This window comes from Streptomyces sp. XD-27 (assembly GCF_030553055.1).
Classification (GTDB): domain Bacteria; phylum Actinomycetota; class Actinomycetes; order Streptomycetales; family Streptomycetaceae; genus Streptomyces.
In genome coordinates, this window is sequence record NZ_CP130713.1 from 6,540,139 (window position 1) to 6,559,734 (window position 19,596).

The window sequence follows — 19,596 nt, forward strand, 5'->3', positions numbered from 1 at the left end:
ACGCCCACCTGGCGCGCCGTGCGGGCTTGACAGCCCGTGTCGCCTCGGACACATTGCGGGCACATAGGATGTCCTACGTCCGGTTTGATCTCCGGTTTGGTCTCCGGCTTTGATCTTCGGCTTTGATCTTCGGTTTGGACTCGGGTTCGATCTCGTCAGCACGCCAGAAAGCTGGACTCTGATGCGCCTTCCGGTTCCGCTCACGGGCGTCGTCCCGCCGCTGTGCACGCCGCTGACCCCCGCCGGCGACATCGACACCGGATCGCTGACCGCCCTGGCGGAACGGCTCGTCGCGGCCGGGGTGAGCGGGCTGTTCGCCCTCGGCTCCAGCGGTGAGGCCGCCTATCTGACCGATGGGCAGCGGCGCACCGTGCTGACGACCGTGTGCGCCGCCGCGGGCGGACGGGTGCCCGTGCTCGCCGGGGCGATCGACATGACGACGGCGCGGGTGCTGGACCACGCCAGGGCCGCGGCGCAGGCGGGCGCGGACGGCCTGGTGGTCACCGCCCCCTTCTACACCCGCACCCACCCCGCGGAGATCGCCGACCACTTCCGCCGCGTCCGGGACGGAGCCGGGCTGCCGCTGTTCGCGTACGACCTGCCCGCCTCGGTGCACACCAAGCTGACCGCGGCGCTGCTGCTGCCGCTGGCCGAGGACGGCACGCTCGCCGGGCTCAAGGACAGCAGCGGTGACGACGGGGCGCTGCGCCGGCTCCTGGTGGAGCTGCGCCGCCGCGGCCTGGACCGGTCCTTCTCGGTGCTGACGGGATCCGAACTCGCCGTGGACGGCGCGCTGCTGGCGGGCGCGCACGGCGTCGTACCCGGTCTCGGCAACGTCGATCCCGACGGGTACGTGCGGCTGTACGAGCACGCGCGCGCGGGCCGCTGGCGCGAGGCCGCCGCCGAACAGGACCGGCTCGCCGCCCTGTTCGCGATCACCGAGAGCGGCGATCCGGCGCGCATGGGCGGCAGTTCCTCGGCCCTGGGCGGGTTCAAGGCCGCGCTGCACCTGCTCGGCGTGATCGACTGCCCGGCCACCGCCGCCCCCCAACTCCCGCTCGGCGAGGCCGAGCACGCGACCGTACGCGGGATCCTGCGGGAGGGAGGACTGCTGCGATGAACCCGGCCGCCGCGGGACCTCCGCCGCCCTGGTACCGCGAGGTGTCCCGCGGACAGTGGAAGGCGATGGCCGCCGCCTGGATCGGCTATCTGCTGGACGGCTTCGACTTCGTCCTCATCACCCTCGTCCTCACCGAGATCGCCGACGAGTTCCACCTGAGCCCGGCGGCCGCGGCGAGCCTGGTCTCCGGGGCGTTCGTCACCCGCTGGCTGGGCGGCGCGCTGCTCGGCGCGATGGGCGACCGCCACGGCCGCAAGGCCGCCATGGTCGCCAGCATTCTGCTCTACTCGCTCGGCACCTTCGCGTGCGGCTTCGCCTGGGACTACGCCAGCCTCTTCGCCGCCCGGCTGCTGATCGGCATGGGCATGGCGGGGGAGTACAGCGCCAGCGCCACCTACGTCCTGGAGAGCTGGCCCGCCCGGCTGCGCAACCGCGCCTCTGGTTTTCTGATCTCCGGATACGCGGGCGGCACCATCCTCGCCTCCGAGCTGTACAAGTGGGTCGTACCGCACTGGGGCTGGCGGTGGATGTTCTGGATCGGCGTCGCGCCGGTGCTCGTCGCCCTGTGGGTGCGGCGCGCCCTGCCGGAGGCGGCGGACTGGAGCGCGGAGGTGGCCGGGCGGGCGGCGCGCCCGAACCCCTTCCGCCCGCTGTTCCGCGGCCGGGTGCGCGGGTGCGTCAACGCCGCGCTCGCCGCCGCCGCGACCGCCGCGCTCCTGTGCGTCTTCACCCCGCTGGGCGCGGGCCTGGTGTGGCCGCCGGCGCTGCTGGCCGCGGGCTGCCTGTTCGCCTTCGCCGCGCAACTGGGCGGCCGCCGAGGCTGGGTGCTGTACGTGGCGCTGATGTGCACCGTGTTCTGCGCGTTCCTCTACAGCTGGCCGATCCAGGCGCTGCTGCCCACGTATCTCAAGACCGAGCTGGGCTACGCGCCGTCCGAGGTCACCGACGTGATGTTCTACGCGGGCTTCGGGACGATGCTCGGCTGCTGGCTTGCGGGGTTCGTCGGCGACTGGATCGGCACCCGGCGGGCGTACGCCTGCACCCTGCTGGGCTCGCTCGCCTTCGTCTTCCCCGTCTTCGCCGTCCAGGACTCGCTGGTCGGCCTCGGCGTCCTGCTCTTCTTCCTGCTCGCGCTGGGGCAGGGCATCTCCGGCATCCTGCCCAAGTACATCGCGAGCCACTTCCCGACCGAGAACCGGGCCGCGTCGCTGGGCTTCGTCTACAACACCGGGGCGCTCGGCGGCGCCGTCGCCCCCGTGCTCGGCGCCCACCTGGCCGAGGGCATGCCGCTGGGCCGGGCGCTGGCGGTGCTCACGTTCGGGCTGACCCTGGTGGTGATCGTGCTCGTCGGCGGGGACGTGCCGCGGCGGCTCGCCCGGCTGGCCGATCCGGACGCCATGGCTTCGTCAGCAACCCTTGTGGAAACTGGAACCCGTTCTTAGCATCAGCGGTGTTACAGCATCGGTGTCACAAAGAGGTGGGGGCCGGATGACGGAGTCGGAAGCGTCGGAAGCGGAGGCGACGCCGGCACCGCGCGGCCCGCTGGCCGGAGTGCGCGTGGTGGAACTCGCGGGGATCGGCCCGGGACCGTTCGCCGCCATGCTCCTGGCCGACCTCGGCGCGGACGTGGTGCGGATCGACCGACCCGGCGGCGCGGGACTGCGGATCGACCCGGACTACGACATCACCAACCGCAACAAGCGCTCGGTGCTGCTGGACCTCAAGACCCCCGACGGGGTGGCGGCCGCCCTCGACCTGGCCGAGCGGGCCGACATCCTCATCGAGGGCAACCGGCCCGGCGTCGCCGAACGGCTCGGGATCGGCCCGGACGCCTGCCTGGCGCGCAATCCGCGGCTGGTCTATGGCCGGATGACCGGCTGGGGCCAGGACGGCCCGCTCGCCGACACCGCCGGGCACGACATCGGCTACATCGCGATCACCGGCGCCCTGTCCATGATCGGAACCAAGGCCGACCAGCCGCCCGCGGTCCCCGCCAACCTCCTCGGCGACTACGCGGGCGGCTCGCTCTACCTGGTCATCGGCGTCCTCGCCGCGCTCCAGCACGCCCGTACCACCGGCACCGGACAGGTCGTCGACGCGGCCATCGTCGACGGCACCGCCCACCTGACCGCCATGATCCACGGGATGATGGCGGCCGGCGGCTGGCAGGACCGGCGCGGCGCCAACCTGCTCGACGGCGGCGCCCCGTTCTACGGCACCTACGAGACCGCCGACGGCGGCTACATGGCGGTCGGCGCGCTGGAGCGCAAGTTCTACGCCGAGTTCATCGAGCTGCTCGGGATCGCCGACCAGGTGCCCGCCCGCGACGACTTCGCGCACTGGGGAGAACTGCGCGCCGCCGTCGCCGCCCGCTTCCGCACCCGTACCCGCGCCGAGTGGACGGACGTCTTCGAGGGCTCGGACGCCTGCGTGGCGCCCGTGCTGTCGCTGCGCGAGGCCCCCGGCCACCCGCACCTCGCCGCCCGCGGCACCTTCGTGGCGCACGCGGGGATCACCCAGCCCGCCCCCGCACCGCGCTTCTCCGCCACGCCCGGCGCGGTGCACCGGCCTCCCGCCCGGCCCGGCGCGGACGCCGCGGAGGTGGCCGCCGACTGGGGCGTCACGGGCCTGTCCCCGCACGAGCCTGCCAAGGAGAGCGAGCAATGAAGCGCGACATCTTCACCGCGGAGCACGACGCGTTCCGCGAGACCGTCCGCACCTTCCTGGCCAAGGAGGTGCTGCCGCACCACGAGCGGTGGGAGAAGGACGGCATCGTGGACCGCGAGGCGTGGCGCGCGGCGGGCCGCCAGGGGCTGCTGGGCACCGCCGTCCCCGAGGAGTTCGGCGGCGGCGGGAGCGACGACTTCCGCTACGCCGCCGTGCTGTCGGAGGAGTTCGCGCGCGCCGGCGCCAGCGGCCTCGCCCTGGCGCTGCACAACGACATCATCGGCCCGTACCTCACCTCGCTCGCCACCGAGGAGCAGAAGCGGCGCTGGCTGCCCGGCTTCTGCTCGGGCGACATCGTCACCGCCATCGCCATGACCGAGCCCGGCGCGGGCTCCGACCTCCAGGGCATCCGCACCACCGCCGAGGACCGCGGCGACCACTGGCTGCTCAACGGCTCCAAGACCTTCATCTCCAACGGCATCCACGCCGACCTCGTGATCGTCGTGGCCAAGACCACCCCGGAGGGCGGGGCCAAGGGCCTCAGCCTGCTCGTGGTCGAGCGCGGCATGCCCGGCTTCGAGCGCGGCCGCAACCTCGACAAGATCGGCCAGAAGGCGCAGGACACCGCCGAACTGTTCTTCAACGACGTCCGCGTCCCCAAGGAGAACCTCCTCGGCGAGCTCGACGGCGGCTTCGTCCACCTGATGAACAACCTCGCCCAGGAACGGCTGTCCATCGCGGTCAGCGCCATCGCCGGGGCCGAGCGGCTGCTGGAGATCACCACCGCGTACGTCAAGGAGCGCGAGGCGTTCGGAAAGCCGCTGGCGAAGCTCCAGCACATCAGGTTCCAGATCGCCGAGATGGCCACCGAGTGCGCCGTGACCCGCACCTTCCTGGACCGCTGCATCGTGGAGCACTCGGCGGGCGGGCTGGACGCCGTCCACGCCTCGATGGCCAAGTGGTGGGCCACCGAACTGCACAACCGGGTCGCGGACCGCTGCCTGCAACTGCACGGCGGCTACGGCTACATGGCGGAGTACCCCGTCGCCCGCGCCTTCACCGACGGCCGCATCCAGACCATCTACGGCGGCACCACCGAGATCATGAAGGAGATCATCGGCCGCTCGCTGCTGTCCTGACCCCCCACCCGGACCTGTGTGTCGAAAGGCTGACCGACCGTGACCCCCGAAGCGTACGTATACGACGCCATCCGCACCCCGCGCGGGCGTGGCAAGGCCACTGGCTCCCTGCACGGAACGAAACCCATCGACCTGGTCGTGGGCCTGATCCACGAGATCCAGCGGCGGCTCCCGGACCTCGACCCGGCCGCCATCGACGACATCGTCCTCGGCGTCGTCAGCCCCCTCGGAGACCAGGGCTCGGACATCGCCAAGGTCGCGGCCATCGCCGCCGGCCTCCCCGACACCGTCGCGGGCGTCCAGGAGAACCGCTTCTGCGCCTCCGGCCTCGAGGCGGTCAACCTGGCGGCGGCCAAGGTGCGCTCCGGCTGGGAGGACCTCATCCTGGCGGGCGGCGTCGAGTCGATGTCGCGGGTGCGCATGGGCTCCGACGGCGGCGCCTGGTTCGCCGACCCGATGACCGCCTACGAGACCGGGTTCGTCCCCCAGGGCATCGGCGCCGACCTGATCGCCACCGTCGAGGGGTTCTCCCGCGGGGACGTCGACACCTTCGCCGCGCTGTCCCAGGAGCGGGCCGCCGAGGCGTGGAAGGACGGGCGGTTCGACCGGTCCGTCGTCCCCGTCCGCGACCGCAACGGCCTGGTCGTCCTCGACCGTGACGAGCACATCCGGCCCGGCACCACCGCCGAGACCCTGGCCTCCCTCAAGCCGTCGTTCGCCGCGATCGGCGAGGCGGGCGGCTTCGACGCCGTCGCGCTGCAGAAGTACCACTGGGTCGAGGCCATCGACCACGTCCACCACGCCGGCAACTCCTCCGGCATGGTCGACGGCGCGGCGCTGGTCGCCATCGGAAGCGCCGAGGCCGGGGCCCGCTTCGGGCTCACCCCCCGTGCCCGGATCGTCTCCGCCGCCGTCTCCGGGGCCGACCCCACGATCATGCTCACCGGGCCCGCCCCCGCCTGCCGCAAGGCCCTGGCCAAGGCCGGGCTGACCATCGACGACATCGACCTGGTCGAGATCAACGAGGCGTTCGCCGCCGTCGTGCTGCGCTTCGTCAAGGACATGGGGCTGAGCCTGGACAAGGTCAACGTCAACGGCGGGGCGATCGCCATGGGCCATCCGCTGGGCGCCACCGGCGCGATGCTGGTGGGCACGCTCGTCGACGAACTGGAGCGCCAGGACAAGCGGTTCGGCCTGGTGACCCTGTGCGTCGGCGGCGGCATGGGCATCGCGACCGTCATCGAACGTCTCTGACCGTCCCTTCCCTTACGGAGCAGCAGAACATGAGCGAGACCCCCGCAGGCGAGACCCCCGAAGCGCCGGCCATCCGCTGGGAACAGGACGAGACCGGCGTCGTCACCCTCGTCCTGGACGACCCCGGACAGTCGGCCAACACCATGAACGCCGCGTTCAAGGACGCCCTCGCCGCCGTCGCCGACCGCGCCGAGGCGGAGCGGGAGACCATCCGCGGCATCATCGTCACCTCCGCCAAGAAGACGTTCTTCGCGGGCGGCGACCTCAAGGACATGATCAAGATCGGGCCCGCCGAGGCCCAGCAGGCGTTCGATGCCGGCATGGACATCAAGCGCGACCTGCGCCGCATCGAGACGCTCGGCAAGCCGGTCGTGGCCGCCATCAACGGCGCCGCTCTCGGCGGCGGTTACGAGATCGCCCTCGCCTGCCACCACCGCGTCGCCCTCGACGCGCCCGGCTCGAAGATCGGCCTGCCCGAGGTCACCCTCGGGCTGCTGCCCGCCGGGGGCGGCGTGACCCGTACGGTGCGGCTGCTCGGCATCACCGACGCGCTGCTCAAGGTGCTGCTCCAAGGCACCCAGTACCCGCCGCGCCGCGCCCTCGCCGAAGGACTGGTGCACGAGGTCGCCGAGTCGGAGGAGGAGATGCTCGCCGCGGCGCGCGCCTTCATCGACGCGCACCCGGAGTCCCGGCAGCCGTGGGACGAGAAGGGCTACAAGATCCCCGGCGGCACCCCGGCGCACCCGAAGTTCGCGGCCAACCTCCCGGCCTTCCCCGCCACCCTGCGCAAGCAGCTGGCCGGGGCGCCCTACCCGGCGCCCCGCAACATCCTGGCGGCCGCCGTCGAGGGCGCCCAGGTGGACTTCGAGACCGCGCAGGTCATCGAGGCGCGCTACTTCACCGAGCTGGTGACCGGCCGGATCGCCAAGAACATGATCCAGGCCTTCTTCTTCGACCTCCAGGCGGTCAACGCGGGCCGCAGCAGGCCCCACGGCGTCGAGCCGCGCCAGGTGCGCAAGGTCGCCGTGCTGGGCGCCGGCATGATGGGCGCGGGGATCGCCTACGCCTGCGCCAAGGCCGGCATCGAGGTGGTCTTGAAGGACGTCTCCGCCGAGGCGGCCGCCAAGGGCAAGGCGTACTCCGAAGGGCTGCTGGCCAAGGCGCTCGCCAAGGGCCGCACCACCGAGGCGAAGCGCGACGCGCTGCTGGCCCGCATCACGCCCACCGCCGACGCCGCCGACCTGGCGGGCTGCGACGCGGTCATCGAGGCGGTCTTCGAGGACACCGCGCTCAAGCACAAGGTGTTCCAGGAGATCGAGGGCATCGTCGCGCCGGACGCCCTGCTGTGCTCCAACACCTCCACCCTGCCGATCACCGCGCTCGCCGAAGGCGTCGAGCGGCGGGCCGACTTCATCGGACTGCACTTCTTCTCGCCCGTCGACAAGATGCCGCTGGTGGAGATCATCAAGGGCGAGCGGACCGGCGAGGAGGCGCTGGCCCGCGCCTTCGACCTCGTACGCCAGATCCGCAAGACCCCGATCGTCGTGGGCGACTCGCGCGGCTTCTTCACCTCCCGCGTCATCGGCCAGTTCATCAACGAGGGCGTGGCGATGGTGGGGGAGGGCCTCGACCCCGTCTCCGTGGAGCAGGCCGCCGCCCAGGCCGGCTACCCCGCCAAGGTGCTGTCCCTGATGGACGAGCTGACCCTCACCCTGCCGCGCAAGATCCGCGCCGAGACGCGGCGCGCCGTGGAGGAGGCGGGCGGCAGCTGGACGGAACACCCGGCGGACGCCGTGATCGACCGGATGGTCGACGAGTTCGGGCGGCCGGGCCGCGGCGCCGGCGCGGGCTTCTACGAGTACGGCGCGGACGGCCGGCGGACCCGGCTGTGGCCGGGACTGCGCGAGCACTTCACCACCACGGGCGCGGCCATCCCGTTCCAGGACATGAAGGAGCGGATGCTCTTCGCCGAGGCGCTCGACTCGGTGCGGTGCCTGGAGGAGGGCGTGCTCACCTCCGTCGCGGACGCCAACATCGGCTCGATCCTGGGGATCGGCTTCCCGGGCTGGACGGGAGGCGTGCTCCAGTACATCAACGGCTATGACGGAGGTCTGCCCGGCTTCGTGGCCCGCGCCCGCGAGCTCCAGGCGGCGTACGGAGACCGGTTCGCGCCCCCGGCGCTGCTGCTGGAGAAGGCGGAGCGGGGCGAGACGTTCCACGACTGATCCGCCGCGGTCGGCACGCAGGCAGCCGCGGGCCCGGTTCAGCCCTCGCCGAACCAGGCCCGCAGCTCCTCCTTCATCGACCGCTGGAAGGCGATCACCAGGGCCTGCACCACCAGCGGGTGCATATGGGCCGAGAGTGCCTTGATGGCCTCCACCTCCTCGCCCCCGACCTCGTCCCGGAAGAGCCGGCTGAGCTCGCGGGCCGCCGACCGGGTGTGCTCCTGCACCACCGCGTGCGCGGCCAGGATCGACTCCAGCGCGATCGGCACGTCCAGCAGCCGCACCCCCAGGTGCAGGGTCGCCGGGTCGATGCGGAAGACATCCGGGTCGTCGGTGCGCTCCAGCATGCCCATCGCTGCCAGCCGGTCGACGTCCTCCTCCACCAGCTCCCGCCCGGCCCGCCGCGCGAGCTGCTCGCGGGTCGCGTCCTGCGGCGCCTCCGGCGCCCACGAGGCGACCAGCGCCCGGTGGATGGCCAGGTCGTCGGCGCTCAGATCCGCCGGAAGCCGGTGCAGATAGCGCTCGATGGCGGCCAGGGTCATCCCGTGGTGCTGGAGCTCCTCGATCAGCGCCAGCCGGGACAGGTGCTCGGGCCCGTAGCGGCCGACGCGGCGGGGGCCGATCTCGGGGGGCGGCAGCAGCCCCCGGGTGCTGTAGAACCGCACGGTACGGACGGTCACCCCGGCCCGGGCCGCCAGCTCGTCGACGGTGAGGGTCGTCGGTTCCCCGGTCTCCGCGCTCATCGGCCGCGCCTCACTCTCCGCTCTGCTCCCGATGGTCCAACAGTATTGCTGTCTCACCGGCGCTGCGAAACCCCTGGTCAACGAGATACCGGCCGCAGCGGGCCGCCGGCGATAGCCTCGGTCGACATGGCGGAACCCCTCTACTACGTCGACCGCTCGGACATTCGCGAGGGCAGGCTCGCGGAGGTCAGGAACGGGATGCGCGACCTGGCCGCGTTCGTCGAGTCGCGCGAGCCGCGGCTGATCGCGTATCACTTCTTCATCGACGAGTCGGAGGCCACGATGACCGTGGTGGCCGTCCATCCCGACTCGGCGTCGATGGAGCTCCACCTGGAGCTCGGCGGCCCGAGGTTCCGCGCGTTCGCCGCGCTGATCCGCATGAGAGCCATCGACGTCTACGGACGGCCGAGCCCGGCGGTCGTGGACCGGCTCCGTCAGAAGGCCGAGATGCTCGGCGGGGGCACCGTCACCCTCCACACGCCGCAGGCGGGCTTCAGCCGATGGCAGGCGCGCCGGGACACCGCCTGAGGAACCGCACGGCGGGCGGGAGGCGCGACAATGCGGCCATGGGGTACCACACGCCCACCGGGCCCGTATGGCGCTACTTCGGGGATCTTCGCTGCATGCTCGTCGCCCCGCAACTGCTGGTGCTGCAGGTCGCCCACCCCGTCGTCGGAGCGGGGGTGGAGGATTACTCGGCGTTCCGGACCCAGTCCTGGCGGCGGCTGTGGGAGACCCTGCTGTCGCTGAACACGGTGATCTACGGAGGGGAGCGGGCCGCCGAGGCCGAGACGGCGCGGTTGCGCGCGCTGCACGCGCGCTTCACCGGCACCGACGCCCGCGGGCGGCCCTACCGCGCGCTCGACCCCGAGGCGTACCACTGGGTGCACGCCACCCTCGTCATGGGAGCGGTCGAGGCCCACGAGCGCTTCGGCAGGCCCTTCGGACCGGCGCTGACGGAGGCGTACTACCGCGAGATGCGGGGCGTCGGGCGGCTGTGGGGGCTGGCGGAGCGGGACATGCCGGCCGACTGGGCCGCGTTCCGCGCGTACTACGACGACATGGTGGCGCGGCGACTGGAGCCGAACGCCTCCGTCCAGGACCTGCTGGACGTCCTGCGGCACCCCGCGAAGCCGCCCGTGCGGTGGGTCCCCGCCGCGCTGTGGCGACCGGTGGCCGACGCTCTGGGCCGCGGCACGCTGCTGGTCACCGCCGGGATGCTGCCCGCCCCGCTGCGCGAGCGCTTCGGGCTGGCCTGGACGCCGCGCCAGGAGCGGACGCTGCGGCGGTTCGCGCGGGCGGTCCGGGTGGGCATGGCGGTGGTGCCGCCGCCCCTGCGGATCGCGCACGCGCGCGCCCTGGCGTGGTGGAACGTACGGCGGCGCGCCGGAGCCCGCCCGTGACCGGCGGACGGCAGCCGGTCGCGGGCGGGCTCAAGGCCGAGGGCCCGGGGCTCAGTGCCCGTGCTCGTCCTCGTGGTCGTGCACCGTGTTCGTGGCCTGGATCTTCTGCCACGACTTCGGCGCCGCGGGCTTGCTCTTCGCGCCGATGGCCGCCTTCCGGGCGGTGGGCGCGGCCGGCTTGGACGGGGTGAACAGCCAGGTGTCGAAGAGCGCCGAGAGCTCCTTGCCGGTCGCCTTCTCGGCGAACGTCACGAAGTCCTGGACCGAGGCGTTGCCGTACCGGTTCGCCGTCGGCCACTCCTTGAGCAGCGGGAAGAAGGCCTTGTCGCCTATCTCGTTGCGCAGCGCCTGCAGCGCGATCGCGCCCCGGTCGTACACGGCGATGTGGAACTGGTTGTCCGGGCCCGGGTCGCCCGGCTTGACCTTCCAGAACGGATCGTCGGCCCCGTACTTGGCGTACGCGAAGTCCGCCAGCTCCTGCGCGGTGCCCTCGCCCTCCTTCTCCGACCACAGCCACTGGGCGTAGCGGGCGAAGCCCTCGTTGACCCAGATGTCGCGCCAGTCCTTCACGGAGACGCTGTCGCCGTACCACTGGTGGGCCAGCTCGTGGACGACGAGGGAGGCGTTGGCGCCGTTGCTGAACCCCTTCGGGCTGTAGAAGACCCGGGTCTGGGTCTCCAGCGCAAAGCCGGTCGGCACGTTCGGCACATAGCCGCCCAGCGCGGTGAACGGATACGGGCCGAACACCTCGCTCAGCCAGTCGGCGATCTCACCCGTCCGCTCGACGCTGGCCCGCGCCGCGCCCGCGTTCTCGCCGAGGTCCTTGCTGTAGGCGTTGATGACGGGCAGCCCGTTGGCGGTGGTGTCGGTGGTGATGTCGAACTTGCCCACCGCGAGCGTCGCCAGGTAGGTGGCCTGCGGCTTGGCGGCCCGCCAGTTGTACCGGGTCCAGCCGCCCGCCTGCGGAGAGGTCGACTGCAAGGTGCCGTTGCTGATCGCCTGGGTGCCCTCGGGAACCAGGACCGAGACGTCGTACGTGGCCTTGTCCAGCGGGTGGTCGTTGCTCGGGAACCACCAGGCGGCCGACTCCGGCTCGCCCGCCGCCACGCCGCCGTCCGGCGTGCGCAGCCACGCGGTGAACCCGTCGACCTGCACGGCGGACGGCGTCCCGCTGTAGCGGACGACCACGGTGAACGGCTTGCCCTTGTCCAACTGGGCGGCGGGGGTGATCTCCAGCTCGTGGCTGCCGGTCGCCTTGAAGTCCGCCTTCTTGCCGCCCACCAGCACCGAGCTCACATCGAGCGCGAAGTCCAGGTTGAAACGCGTCAGATCCTGCGTGGCGGAGGCCAGGATCGTCGCGGTGCCCTCCAACCGGTCGGTCTTCGGCTGGTACTTCAGCCTCAGGTTGTAGTGGGAGACGTCGTAACCGCCGTTCCCGTAGGTGGGGTAGTAGGAGTCCCCGATGCCCGGTGCACCCGGGCCCGGCTCGGCCGCGGACGCCGGGATCACCAGCAGCAGGCTGGCCGCGGCCGCCGTCGGGACGATGAGTCTGTGACGCACGAGTCCTCCAACTCGTAGGGGAGAACGATCACTCGGGACTCTATGTACTCACTGGGAGCCATGGTGTCCACGGGGCGAGGCTGTCATGTGTTCGACATCGTGTCGACATCATTCGACATCAACCGGCATCAGCCGCCGTCCCGCGTGCAGTTCCCCGCGCTTGACGATTCGCGAGACCTGCCGGTGCGACTCCCCGTAGTGTGACCCGCGCCTCCCCCTCTTCTCATCCGCTCATCGCACTCGCCCTACGAAAGGAACGACTCCTCCCTTGGACGAGAACACCCCTGCCCCTGGCCAGCAGCCACCCGTCCCCGCCTGGTCGCCCACCGTCTCCGTCCCCGTCCCCGCGGTGTCCGGGCACCCGGCTCCCGACCCCTCGGGCAAGCCGCCCGGCCGCCTGCCGGGCTCGCGCCGTACCCGCCTGATCGCCCTCGCCGCCGCCGTCGCCCTCGCGGGCGGAGCGGGGATCGGCTGGTACGTCCTCGCCGACGACGAAGACCTCATGAGCCACGTCGAGATCAGCGGCGGAAAGCAGGTGACCGGCGACGACACCGAAGACGAGGACTGCGACGACTACGACGAGTACACCTACAACGACTGCGACAGCGAGGACGACTCCGACGACGACACCTACGAGTTCATCTACAAGGTCACCAACAAGGGCGACGGACCCGCCAACTACACCGCGATCATCAACGCCTTCGACAAGGACGGCGACTACATAGGCCAGACGTACATTCTCGTCGGACACCTCAAGCCCGGAAAGTCGGAAGCCGACACCGAGGAGCTCAGCTCCTACAGCATGGAAGACGACAACGAGGTGGCGGACATCGCGACCGTCAAGCTCGCCCACGTCGAACGCACCGCTCTCGCGAACTGACCGTTCGCCACCGGTCCTTCGCCACTGACCCTTCACTCTCCGGGATTCGCGGTCCGCGACCGGCCACTCCGGCCCCTGCCGACTTCCCCGGCGGGGGCATCTCATTTGCCGACAGCCCCCTTCTGCTGACGAGTTGACTCGCGCTAACGTCCGGCCGTGCTGCTACGTAGGCGGAAACCCCGCACCCCCCATGCCACCTTGCTCGCGGCGGCGATCGCCGCGTTGCTGGCCGTGTTCACCTCAGTCCTCGGCTCGCCGGCCGCGCAGGCCGATCCCGCCGGGCACCACGCGCCGCGGGAGAGCCGACCCGTGTACTCCTACAAGGACGCGATACGCGAATCCGTCTGGGTCGACACCAGGCTCGACGGCGACGGCGACGGCAGGACCGACCGGGTCGCCGTCGACATCGTGCGGCCGCGCGAACCGGCCCAGCAGGGCCGCCGGATACCCGTGATCATGGACGCCAGCCCCTATTACTCCTGCTGCGGGCGCGGCAACGAGAGCCAGAAGAAGACCTACGACGCGAACGGCAAGCCCGTCCAGTTCCCGCTCTTCTACGACAACTACTTCGTCCCGCGCGGCTACGCCACCGTCCTGGTCGACCTCGCCGGAACCAACCGCTCCGACGGCTGCGTCGACATCGGCGGCGCCTCCGACATCCAGTCCGCCAAGGCCGTCGTCGACTGGCTGAACGGCAGAGCCCGCGCCTACACCACCCGCACCGGCACCCGCACCACCACCGCGAGCTGGTCCAACGGCGCCACCGGCATGATCGGCAAGAGCTACGACGGCACCGTCGCCAACGGCGTGGCCGCCACCGGCGTCAAGGGCCTGAAGACCATCGTGCCCATCGGCGCCATCAGCTCCTGGTACGACTACTACTTCGCCAAGGGCGCCCCGCTCTACGACGGCGGCCCCGACGGGCTGTCCGACGCCGTCGAGAGCCCCGAGGCCCGCGCCCGCTGCGGCGCCGTGCAGCAGAAGCTCGTCGAAGGCGCCCCGCGCACCGGCGACTGGACCCCGCTGTGGACCGCCCGCGACTACACCGCGAACGTGAGCAAGGTGCGCGCCAGCGTCTTCGCCGTCCACGGCATGCAGGACCTCAACGTGCGGATGAAGCACCTCGGGCAGTGGTGGGACGGGCTCGCCGACGCCGGGGTGGAGCGCAAGATCTGGCTCTCCCAGACCGGTCACGTCGACCCGTTCGACTTCCGCCGCGCGGAGTGGGTCCGCACCCTGCACCGCTGGTTCGACCACTACCTGCTCGGCGTCGACAACGGCATCGAGCGGGAGCCCATGGCCGACATCGAGCGCGCCCCCGACCGGTGGTCCACCGACAAGGTCTGGCCCGCGGAGGGGATCAAGACCACCACCCTGCACCCGAGGCCCGGCACGGCCGCGGGCGTCGGCGACCTCGGCACCGACCCGGCCGCGCCCGGCAGCAGCGCCGTCTTCACCGACGACCCGGCGCACAGCGAGGCGGACTGGGCCAAGCGGATCGACACCGCCACCCCGGACAAGGCCGGATTCAGCACCCCGGTGCTGAAGGAGGACCTGCGGCTGTCCGGATCGAGCCGGGTCACCGTCACGGCCACCCCGTCCACGTCCAGCGCCCACCTGACCGCGGTCCTGGTCGACCTCGGCCCGGACACCATCCGCGACTACACGGCGGACGGGGAGGGCATCCGCACCCGCACCGACCGCACCTGCTGGGGCAGCTCCACCACCGGTGACAGCGCCTGCTTCAAGGCGACCGAGGCCGACACGGCGAACGTCGACTACACCGTCGTCAGCCGCGGCTGGGCCGACCTGGGCAACCACGCCGACGAGGGCCACGGCGGCCCGCTGACGCCCGGTACGCCATACACCATCACGCTCGACCTGGCCGCCACCGACCATGTCGTGCCGGCCGGACACCGGCTCGCGCTGATCATCGGCGGTACGGACGCGGGGCTGATCGAGCCACCGGCCTCCACGCCGCGCCTGACGATCGACCTCACGCGTACGTCGGCCGACCTGCCGCTGGTCGGCGGCGCGCCGGTCCTCGCGGGCTCCTCGCTGCCGGCGGCCGACGGCCCGCTGAAGGGCGTGGGCGTGCCGCGCCGGTCGGTACTTCTCCACTGACCCTCCCCCTACGCCCTGGGGGCGTGGGGGACCCCCACCTTCCCGAAACTGGGGCTCCGCCCAGACCCCGGTCCTCAAGCTCCCCCGGACTTCGTCCGGGAGGTACCCCCAGACGGGCTGAAATCAGCCCGTCCGGTGCTTGAGGGGCACCTCTGCGCTGCTGGCGTGGGGCCCAGCGGACGTCCGGGCCCGCGGCGGAGCCCCGGTTCGGGAAGGGCGGGATCGGGGACAAAGCCCACCGCCCCGGCTGCGAGCAGCCCGCAGCCGGCACCCGCAGACAAGGAGAAGCACCCGTGCCCGCACGCACACACCTCCGCCGCGCCGCCCTCTGCGCGGCGATCGGCGCGTTACTGACCGCGTCGGCCCTCACCGCGCCCGCGCGGGCCGACGTACCGCCGCCCCGTACCGGGTTCGAGACCAGCCACGGCGCCCGCTGGACCACCCAGCCCGAGGAGCAGGCGTTCCTCGCCGACGTCGACGAGGCGAGCGACCTGGTCGACGTCGACCGCATCGGCACCACCGGACAGGGCCGCCCCCTCCAGCTCGTACGGATCGGCGCCCCGGCCCACGGCGCCAACGGCGCCCAGCGCGCCCACGGCAACACCGTGCTGCTCGTCTGCTCCCAGCACGGTGACGAGCCGTCCGGCCGCGAGGCCTGCCTGACCACCGTCCGCGACCTGGCCTACGCCACGGACGAGCCGACGCGCCGCTTCCTGGCGCGGACGGGCGTCCTGGTGATCCCGACCGCCAACCCCGACGGCCGCGCCGCCGACACCCGGGAGAACGCCGACGGCGTCGACATCAACCGCGACCACATCGCGCTGCGTACGACGGAGGCGCGGGCCATCGCGGGCGTGCTCCGTGACCACCGCCCCGACACCGTCTACGACCTGCACGAGTACGGCGCCACCGCCCCGTACTACGTCAAGGACCTGCTGACCCTGTGGCCGCGCAACCTCAACACCGCCGACCGGGTGCACGACGAGGCGCACACGCTCTCCGAGTCCTACGTCCGGCCGGCCGCCCAACGCTCGGGTCACAGCACCGGCACCTACGGCATCTGGACCGACCCGGAGACCGGCGACCCCGTCAAGCAGGTCGCGGGCGACGGGCAGGAGCGCATCCTGCGGAACACCGCAGGGGTCAAGCACGCCGTCGGGCTGCTGGTGGAGACCCGCGTCGACGCCCTCACCGAGGCCGAGCAGACCGACCCCGCCGTCAACAACCGGCGCCGGGTGGGCTCCCAGCAGGCCGCCCTGGACGGGCTGCTCGCCTTCGCCGACGAGCGTCGGAACCGTATCCGGGAAGCCACGGCGCGCGCCCGGCTGGCGGGCTACGCCGACACCGGCCCGGTCTACCTCGGTGGCGCGGACAACGACCCGGCGACCGAGGAGCAGGTGCTCGCCGATCCGCCGTGCGGGTACCGGCTGGACGCCGCGCAGTACGCGTCCGTGCGGGACGAGCTGGCGCTGCACGGGGTCACGGCGCGCCGGGACGGCGGCGGTTTCCTGGTGCCGCTGCGGCAGCCGCTGCGCGCGCTGGTTCCGCTGCTCCTCGACGGCCGCGCCGGCCATCACCTGACGGCAGGCCAGCCCGTAACCGGCTGCTGACCTGCGGCCGCGCCTGGCCGCCGGGCCGTACGCCGTGTGGTAGGGGGTACTGAGCAGCCGGAACTGATTCGGCGTCACCTCAGCGAAAGGCCGTCGTGTGCCGGAGACCCACTCGCCCGCGGGGGACGACAGCAGCGGACCCCCTGACGAACACCCGATCATCGCGGACATGCTGCCCGGCAGCCCGCACCGGACGCATGCCCCCCGGACCGACCGCGTGGTGTTCGGTGTCACCGCCGCGCTCACCCTCGCGTTCGTCCTCTGGGGGCCATCGCCACCGACGAGCTCAAGGACGTCTCCAGCGACATACTGTCCGAGCTGATCCACAACGGCGGCTGGGCCTTCATGCTGGCCGCCACCGGGTTCGTGGTCTTCGCGCTGTGGCTGGCCGTCAGCCGGTACGGCCGGATCACGCTCGGCAAGGCGGGCGAGGAGCCCGAGTTCCGCACGGTGTCGTGGGTCGCGATGATGTTCAGCGCGGGCATGGGCATCGGCCTGATGTTCTACGGGGTGAGCGAGCCGCTGGCGCACTTCGTGGACCCGCCGCCCGGCACCCGCCCGCGGACGCCGCCGAGCGGACCGAGGAGGCGATGGCCACCACGCTGTTCCACTGGGCGCTCCACCCGTGGGCGATCTACGCCGTCGTGGGGCTCGCCATCGCGTACGGCAGCTTCCGGCGCGGCCGCCGCCAGACCATCAGCGCGGTCTTCACCCCGCTGCTGGGGGAGAAGCGCGCCCACGGCTGGGTCGGGCAGGTCATCGACATCCTCGCCATCTTCGCCACCCTCTTCGGCTCGGCCGCCTCGCTGGGCCTGGGCGCCCTGCAGATCGGCAGCGGCATGGAGGAGCTGGACTGGCTGGACAACGTCGGGACCGGGCTGCTGGTGGTCGTGATCGCGGTCCTCACCATCGCGTTCGTCGCGTCCGCCGTCTCGGGCGTGGAGAAGGGCATCCAGTGGCTGTCCAACACCAACATGGTGCTGGCGCTGCTGCTGGCCGTCTTCGTCTTCGTCGTCGGGCCCACCGTCGTCATCCTCGACCTGCTGCCCACCACCCTCGGCGCCTACTTCGGCGACCTGCCGCAACTGGTCGGCCGCACCGAGGCCTCCAGCGGCCCGCGGGTCGCCGAGTGGCTGGGCAACTGGACCGTCTTCTACTGGGCGTGGTGGATCTCCTGGACGCCGTTCGTCGGCATGTTCATCGCCCGCATCAGCCGCGGGCGCACCATCCGGCAGTTCATCGGCGGGGTCATCCTGGTGCCCAGCACGGTCAGCCTGGTCTGGTTCTCGATCTTCGGCGGCTCGGCGATCAAACTCCGGGAGGGCGGCGATCTCACCGGTGACATCGTGCCGGACACGGAGCTGTTCAGCGTCCTGGCGGAGTACCCCATCACCACGGTGACGAGCGTGCTGGTGATGATGCTCGTCGGCATCTTCTTCGTCTCCGGCGCGGACGCCGCCTCCATCGTGATGGGTTCCCTGTCCCAGCAGGGCTCCATGGAACCGAGCCGGCCCGTCGTCGTCTTCTGGGGCGTGGTCACCGGCGCGGTCGCGGCCGTCATGCTGCTGATCGGCGGCGGCGGGGGCGACGCCCTGACCGGCCTGCAGAACCTGACGATCATCGCGGCGGCGCCGTTCGCCGTGGTGATGGTGGCGATGTGCGTCGCCCTCGTGCGGGACCTGCGGCAGGACCCGCTGATCGTGCGGGGCGAGATGGGCGAGGAGGCCGTGAACATGGCGGTCGTCGCCGGGCACCGGAAGTACTCCGGCGACTTCGAGATCCGCATCGGCCCCGCGAGCGCCGCCGACAAGGAGACCGGGCAAGCCCACCATGCGCCCCCCGGCGGCTGAGCCGTCAGGGCAGCCGGCGGGCGGCAAGCGCCGCCGCCTCGCGGGCGCAGCCCCAGGACACGGTCACGCCGGCCCCGCCGTGCCCGTAGTTGTGGACGCACCACGCCCCGCCGGGCAGCCGTTCCCCCTCCAGGCGCACCCGGGAGCGCGCGGGCCGCAGCCCCACCCGGTGGGCCAGGACGCGGGCATCGGCCAGCGCGGGATGGACGCGGGCGCAGCGGGCCACGATGGCCTCGGCCGTCGCCGGGTCGGGCGCGGTGTCCCAGACGCCCTCCCGCGCCGTGCCGCCCAGCACCAGTCCGTACGGCTGCGGCAGCGCGTACACCGTGTCGGCGGAGGCGGGGTCGGCGGCCACGAACCACTCCTCGACGCCCGGGTTCTCCACGACCACCAACTGGCCCTGCACCGGACGCACGTCGGCGTCGCCGACCAGCTCCCGGGCCCCGAGGCCCGTGCAGTTCACCACCAGCGGTGCGGCGTCCCCCGCCTCGTCCAGGGACGCGATGCCGCGCCGCACGACCGAGCCGCCCGCCGCCTGGAGCCGGTCGCGCAGATACGCCAGGTACGCGGGCATGTCGACCAGCGGCACCCGGGCCCGCAGCCCGGACGCGACGCCTCCCGGCAGCTCGCCGGGACCGGCCGCCGGACGCAGCCCCGGCACCTGGGCCGCCCACGGCCCCAGGTCCGCCACGGTGATCCCGGCCTGGGTGCCCGCGACCATCCGTACGCCCGCCTCCGGCGCGGTCCCCGCGAGCTCCGTCAGCGCCCGCAGGGTCTCCAGCGCCCACGCGCCGACCTGCTCCCGCGGCTCGACGCGGTACGGCCACCACAGCCCACCGGCCACCGCCGAGGTGGTCTCGGGCGCCGCGTCGCGGCTCCACACCGTCACCCGCACCCGGCCCGCCGAGCCCTCGGCCAGCACCACGGCGGTGGTCAGCCCGATGACCCCGCCTCCGACAACGATCACGTCACTCGCCATGCCCGGAGGGTAGTGACCCGGAGCGGAAAATCGGGAGGGGCG

At 72.3% G+C, this 19,596-nt stretch carries 14 protein-coding genes and 1 pseudogene; 12 read left to right on the forward strand and 3 right to left on the reverse strand.

The annotated features are described in order from the left end of the window. Positions 1-181 precede the first annotated feature (181 nt). From Q3Y56_RS28510 to Q3Y56_RS28535, 6 genes are read left to right on the forward strand one after another with little or no spacing between them, the layout of a single operon-like run. The gene (locus Q3Y56_RS28510; RefSeq protein ID WP_304464657.1) at positions 182-1,120 is read left to right on the forward strand and encodes a dihydrodipicolinate synthase family protein; all 939 of its coding nucleotides are present in this window, start codon (positions 182-184) and stop codon (positions 1,118-1,120) included. Further along, positions 1,117-2,562, forward strand: coding sequence for a sialate:H+ symport family MFS transporter (locus tag Q3Y56_RS28515; RefSeq protein ID WP_304464658.1), 1,446 nt, complete (start codon positions 1,117-1,119; stop codon positions 2,560-2,562). The genes Q3Y56_RS28510 and Q3Y56_RS28515 overlap by 4 nt, the downstream gene beginning before the upstream one ends. 46 nt (positions 2,563-2,608) lie before the next feature. Next, positions 2,609-3,787: a CaiB/BaiF CoA-transferase family protein gene (locus Q3Y56_RS28520; RefSeq protein ID WP_304464659.1), complete on the forward strand. Its 1,179-nt coding sequence runs from the start codon at positions 2,609-2,611 to the stop codon at positions 3,785-3,787. Beyond that, positions 3,784-4,926: an acyl-CoA dehydrogenase family protein gene (locus tag Q3Y56_RS28525; RefSeq protein WP_304464660.1), complete on the forward strand. Its 1,143-nt coding sequence runs from the start codon at positions 3,784-3,786 to the stop codon at positions 4,924-4,926. The genes Q3Y56_RS28520 and Q3Y56_RS28525 overlap by 4 nt, the downstream gene beginning before the upstream one ends. 39 nt (positions 4,927-4,965) lie before the next feature. Beyond that, positions 4,966-6,180: an acetyl-CoA C-acetyltransferase gene (locus Q3Y56_RS28530; RefSeq protein ID WP_304464661.1), complete on the forward strand. Its 1,215-nt coding sequence runs from the start codon at positions 4,966-4,968 to the stop codon at positions 6,178-6,180. 29 nt (positions 6,181-6,209) lie between these two features. Beyond that, entirely contained in the window at positions 6,210-8,405 is a 2,196-nt protein-coding gene (locus tag Q3Y56_RS28535) for a 3-hydroxyacyl-CoA dehydrogenase NAD-binding domain-containing protein (RefSeq protein WP_304464662.1), read from the forward strand. A 38-nt stretch (positions 8,406-8,443) separates the two neighbouring features. Here the strand turns inward: Q3Y56_RS28535 and Q3Y56_RS28540 are convergent, their stop codons facing one another. Continuing rightward, on the reverse strand, positions 8,444-9,148 hold the full coding sequence (locus Q3Y56_RS28540) for a MerR family transcriptional regulator (RefSeq protein WP_304464663.1): 705 nt from the start codon (positions 9,146-9,148) through the stop codon (positions 8,444-8,446). Positions 9,149-9,274: 126 nt separating this feature from the next. Between Q3Y56_RS28540 and Q3Y56_RS28545 the strand changes: the two genes are divergently transcribed. Together Q3Y56_RS28545 and Q3Y56_RS28550 are read left to right on the forward strand one after the other, a co-directional pair. Next, a complete protein-coding gene (locus Q3Y56_RS28545) occupies positions 9,275-9,676 on the forward strand; it encodes a hypothetical protein (protein ID WP_304464664.1) in 402 nt (133 codons plus the stop codon). A gap of 38 nt (positions 9,677-9,714) precedes the next feature. Then, positions 9,715-10,551, forward strand: coding sequence for an oxygenase MpaB family protein (locus tag Q3Y56_RS28550; RefSeq protein ID WP_304464665.1), 837 nt, complete (start codon positions 9,715-9,717; stop codon positions 10,549-10,551). Positions 10,552-10,602: 51 nt separating this feature from the next. On the opposite strand, the gene Q3Y56_RS28555 is transcribed toward Q3Y56_RS28550, so the two are convergent. Further along, positions 10,603-12,111 carry a M1 family metallopeptidase gene (locus tag Q3Y56_RS28555; protein ID WP_304464666.1) on the reverse strand — a complete coding sequence of 503 codons (1,509 nt, stop codon included), beginning with the start codon at positions 12,109-12,111 and terminating at the stop codon, positions 10,603-10,605. Between the two features lie 268 nt (positions 12,112-12,379). Between Q3Y56_RS28555 and Q3Y56_RS28560 the strand changes: the two genes are divergently transcribed. The 4 genes and pseudogenes from Q3Y56_RS28560 (at position 12,380) to Q3Y56_RS28575 (ending at position 18,575) form a co-directional block, all read left to right on the forward strand. Next, positions 12,380-12,991 (forward strand): hypothetical protein, encoded by a 612-nt coding sequence (locus tag Q3Y56_RS28560; RefSeq protein ID WP_304464667.1) that lies wholly within the window; start codon positions 12,380-12,382, stop codon positions 12,989-12,991. A gap of 156 nt (positions 12,992-13,147) precedes the next feature. Next, complete coding sequence (locus tag Q3Y56_RS28565; protein WP_304464668.1) at positions 13,148-15,115, forward strand: Xaa-Pro dipeptidyl-peptidase; 1,968 nt, start codon at positions 13,148-13,150, stop codon at positions 15,113-15,115. A gap of 293 nt (positions 15,116-15,408) precedes the next feature. Next, complete coding sequence (locus Q3Y56_RS28570) at positions 15,409-16,725, forward strand: M14 family metallocarboxypeptidase (RefSeq protein ID WP_304464669.1); 1,317 nt, start codon at positions 15,409-15,411, stop codon at positions 16,723-16,725. Positions 16,726-16,894: 169 nt separating this feature from the next. Beyond that, positions 16,895-18,575: pseudogene (locus Q3Y56_RS28575) on the forward strand (BCCT family transporter). Between the two features lie 4 nt (positions 18,576-18,579). Here Q3Y56_RS28575 and Q3Y56_RS28580 read toward each other — a convergent pair. After that, the gene (locus Q3Y56_RS28580) at positions 18,580-19,554 is read right to left on the reverse strand and encodes an FAD-dependent oxidoreductase (protein ID WP_304464670.1); all 975 of its coding nucleotides are present in this window, start codon (positions 19,552-19,554) and stop codon (positions 18,580-18,582) included. Positions 19,555-19,596: the final 42 nt, after the last annotated feature.

Coding starts and splice junctions, on each gene's coding strand:
- Q3Y56_RS28510 (WP_304464657.1), top strand. CDS start 182: ATGCGCCTTCCGGTTCCGCTCACGGGCGTCGTCCCGCCGCTGTGCACG.
- Q3Y56_RS28515 (WP_304464658.1), top strand. CDS start 1,117: ATGAACCCGGCCGCCGCGGGACCTCCGCCGCCCTGGTACCGCGAGGTG.
- Q3Y56_RS28520 (WP_304464659.1), top strand. CDS start 2,609: ATGACGGAGTCGGAAGCGTCGGAAGCGGAGGCGACGCCGGCACCGCGC.
- Q3Y56_RS28525 (WP_304464660.1), top strand. CDS start 3,784: ATGAAGCGCGACATCTTCACCGCGGAGCACGACGCGTTCCGCGAGACC.
- Q3Y56_RS28535 (WP_304464662.1), top strand. CDS start 6,210: ATGAGCGAGACCCCCGCAGGCGAGACCCCCGAAGCGCCGGCCATCCGC.
- Q3Y56_RS28540 (WP_304464663.1), bottom strand. CDS start 9,148: ATGAGCGCGGAGACCGGGGAACCGACGACCCTCACCGTCGACGAGCTG.
- Q3Y56_RS28545 (WP_304464664.1), top strand. CDS start 9,275: ATGGCGGAACCCCTCTACTACGTCGACCGCTCGGACATTCGCGAGGGC.
- Q3Y56_RS28550 (WP_304464665.1), top strand. CDS start 9,715: ATGGGGTACCACACGCCCACCGGGCCCGTATGGCGCTACTTCGGGGAT.
- Q3Y56_RS28580 (WP_304464670.1), bottom strand. CDS start 19,554: ATGGCGAGTGACGTGATCGTTGTCGGAGGCGGGGTCATCGGGCTGACC.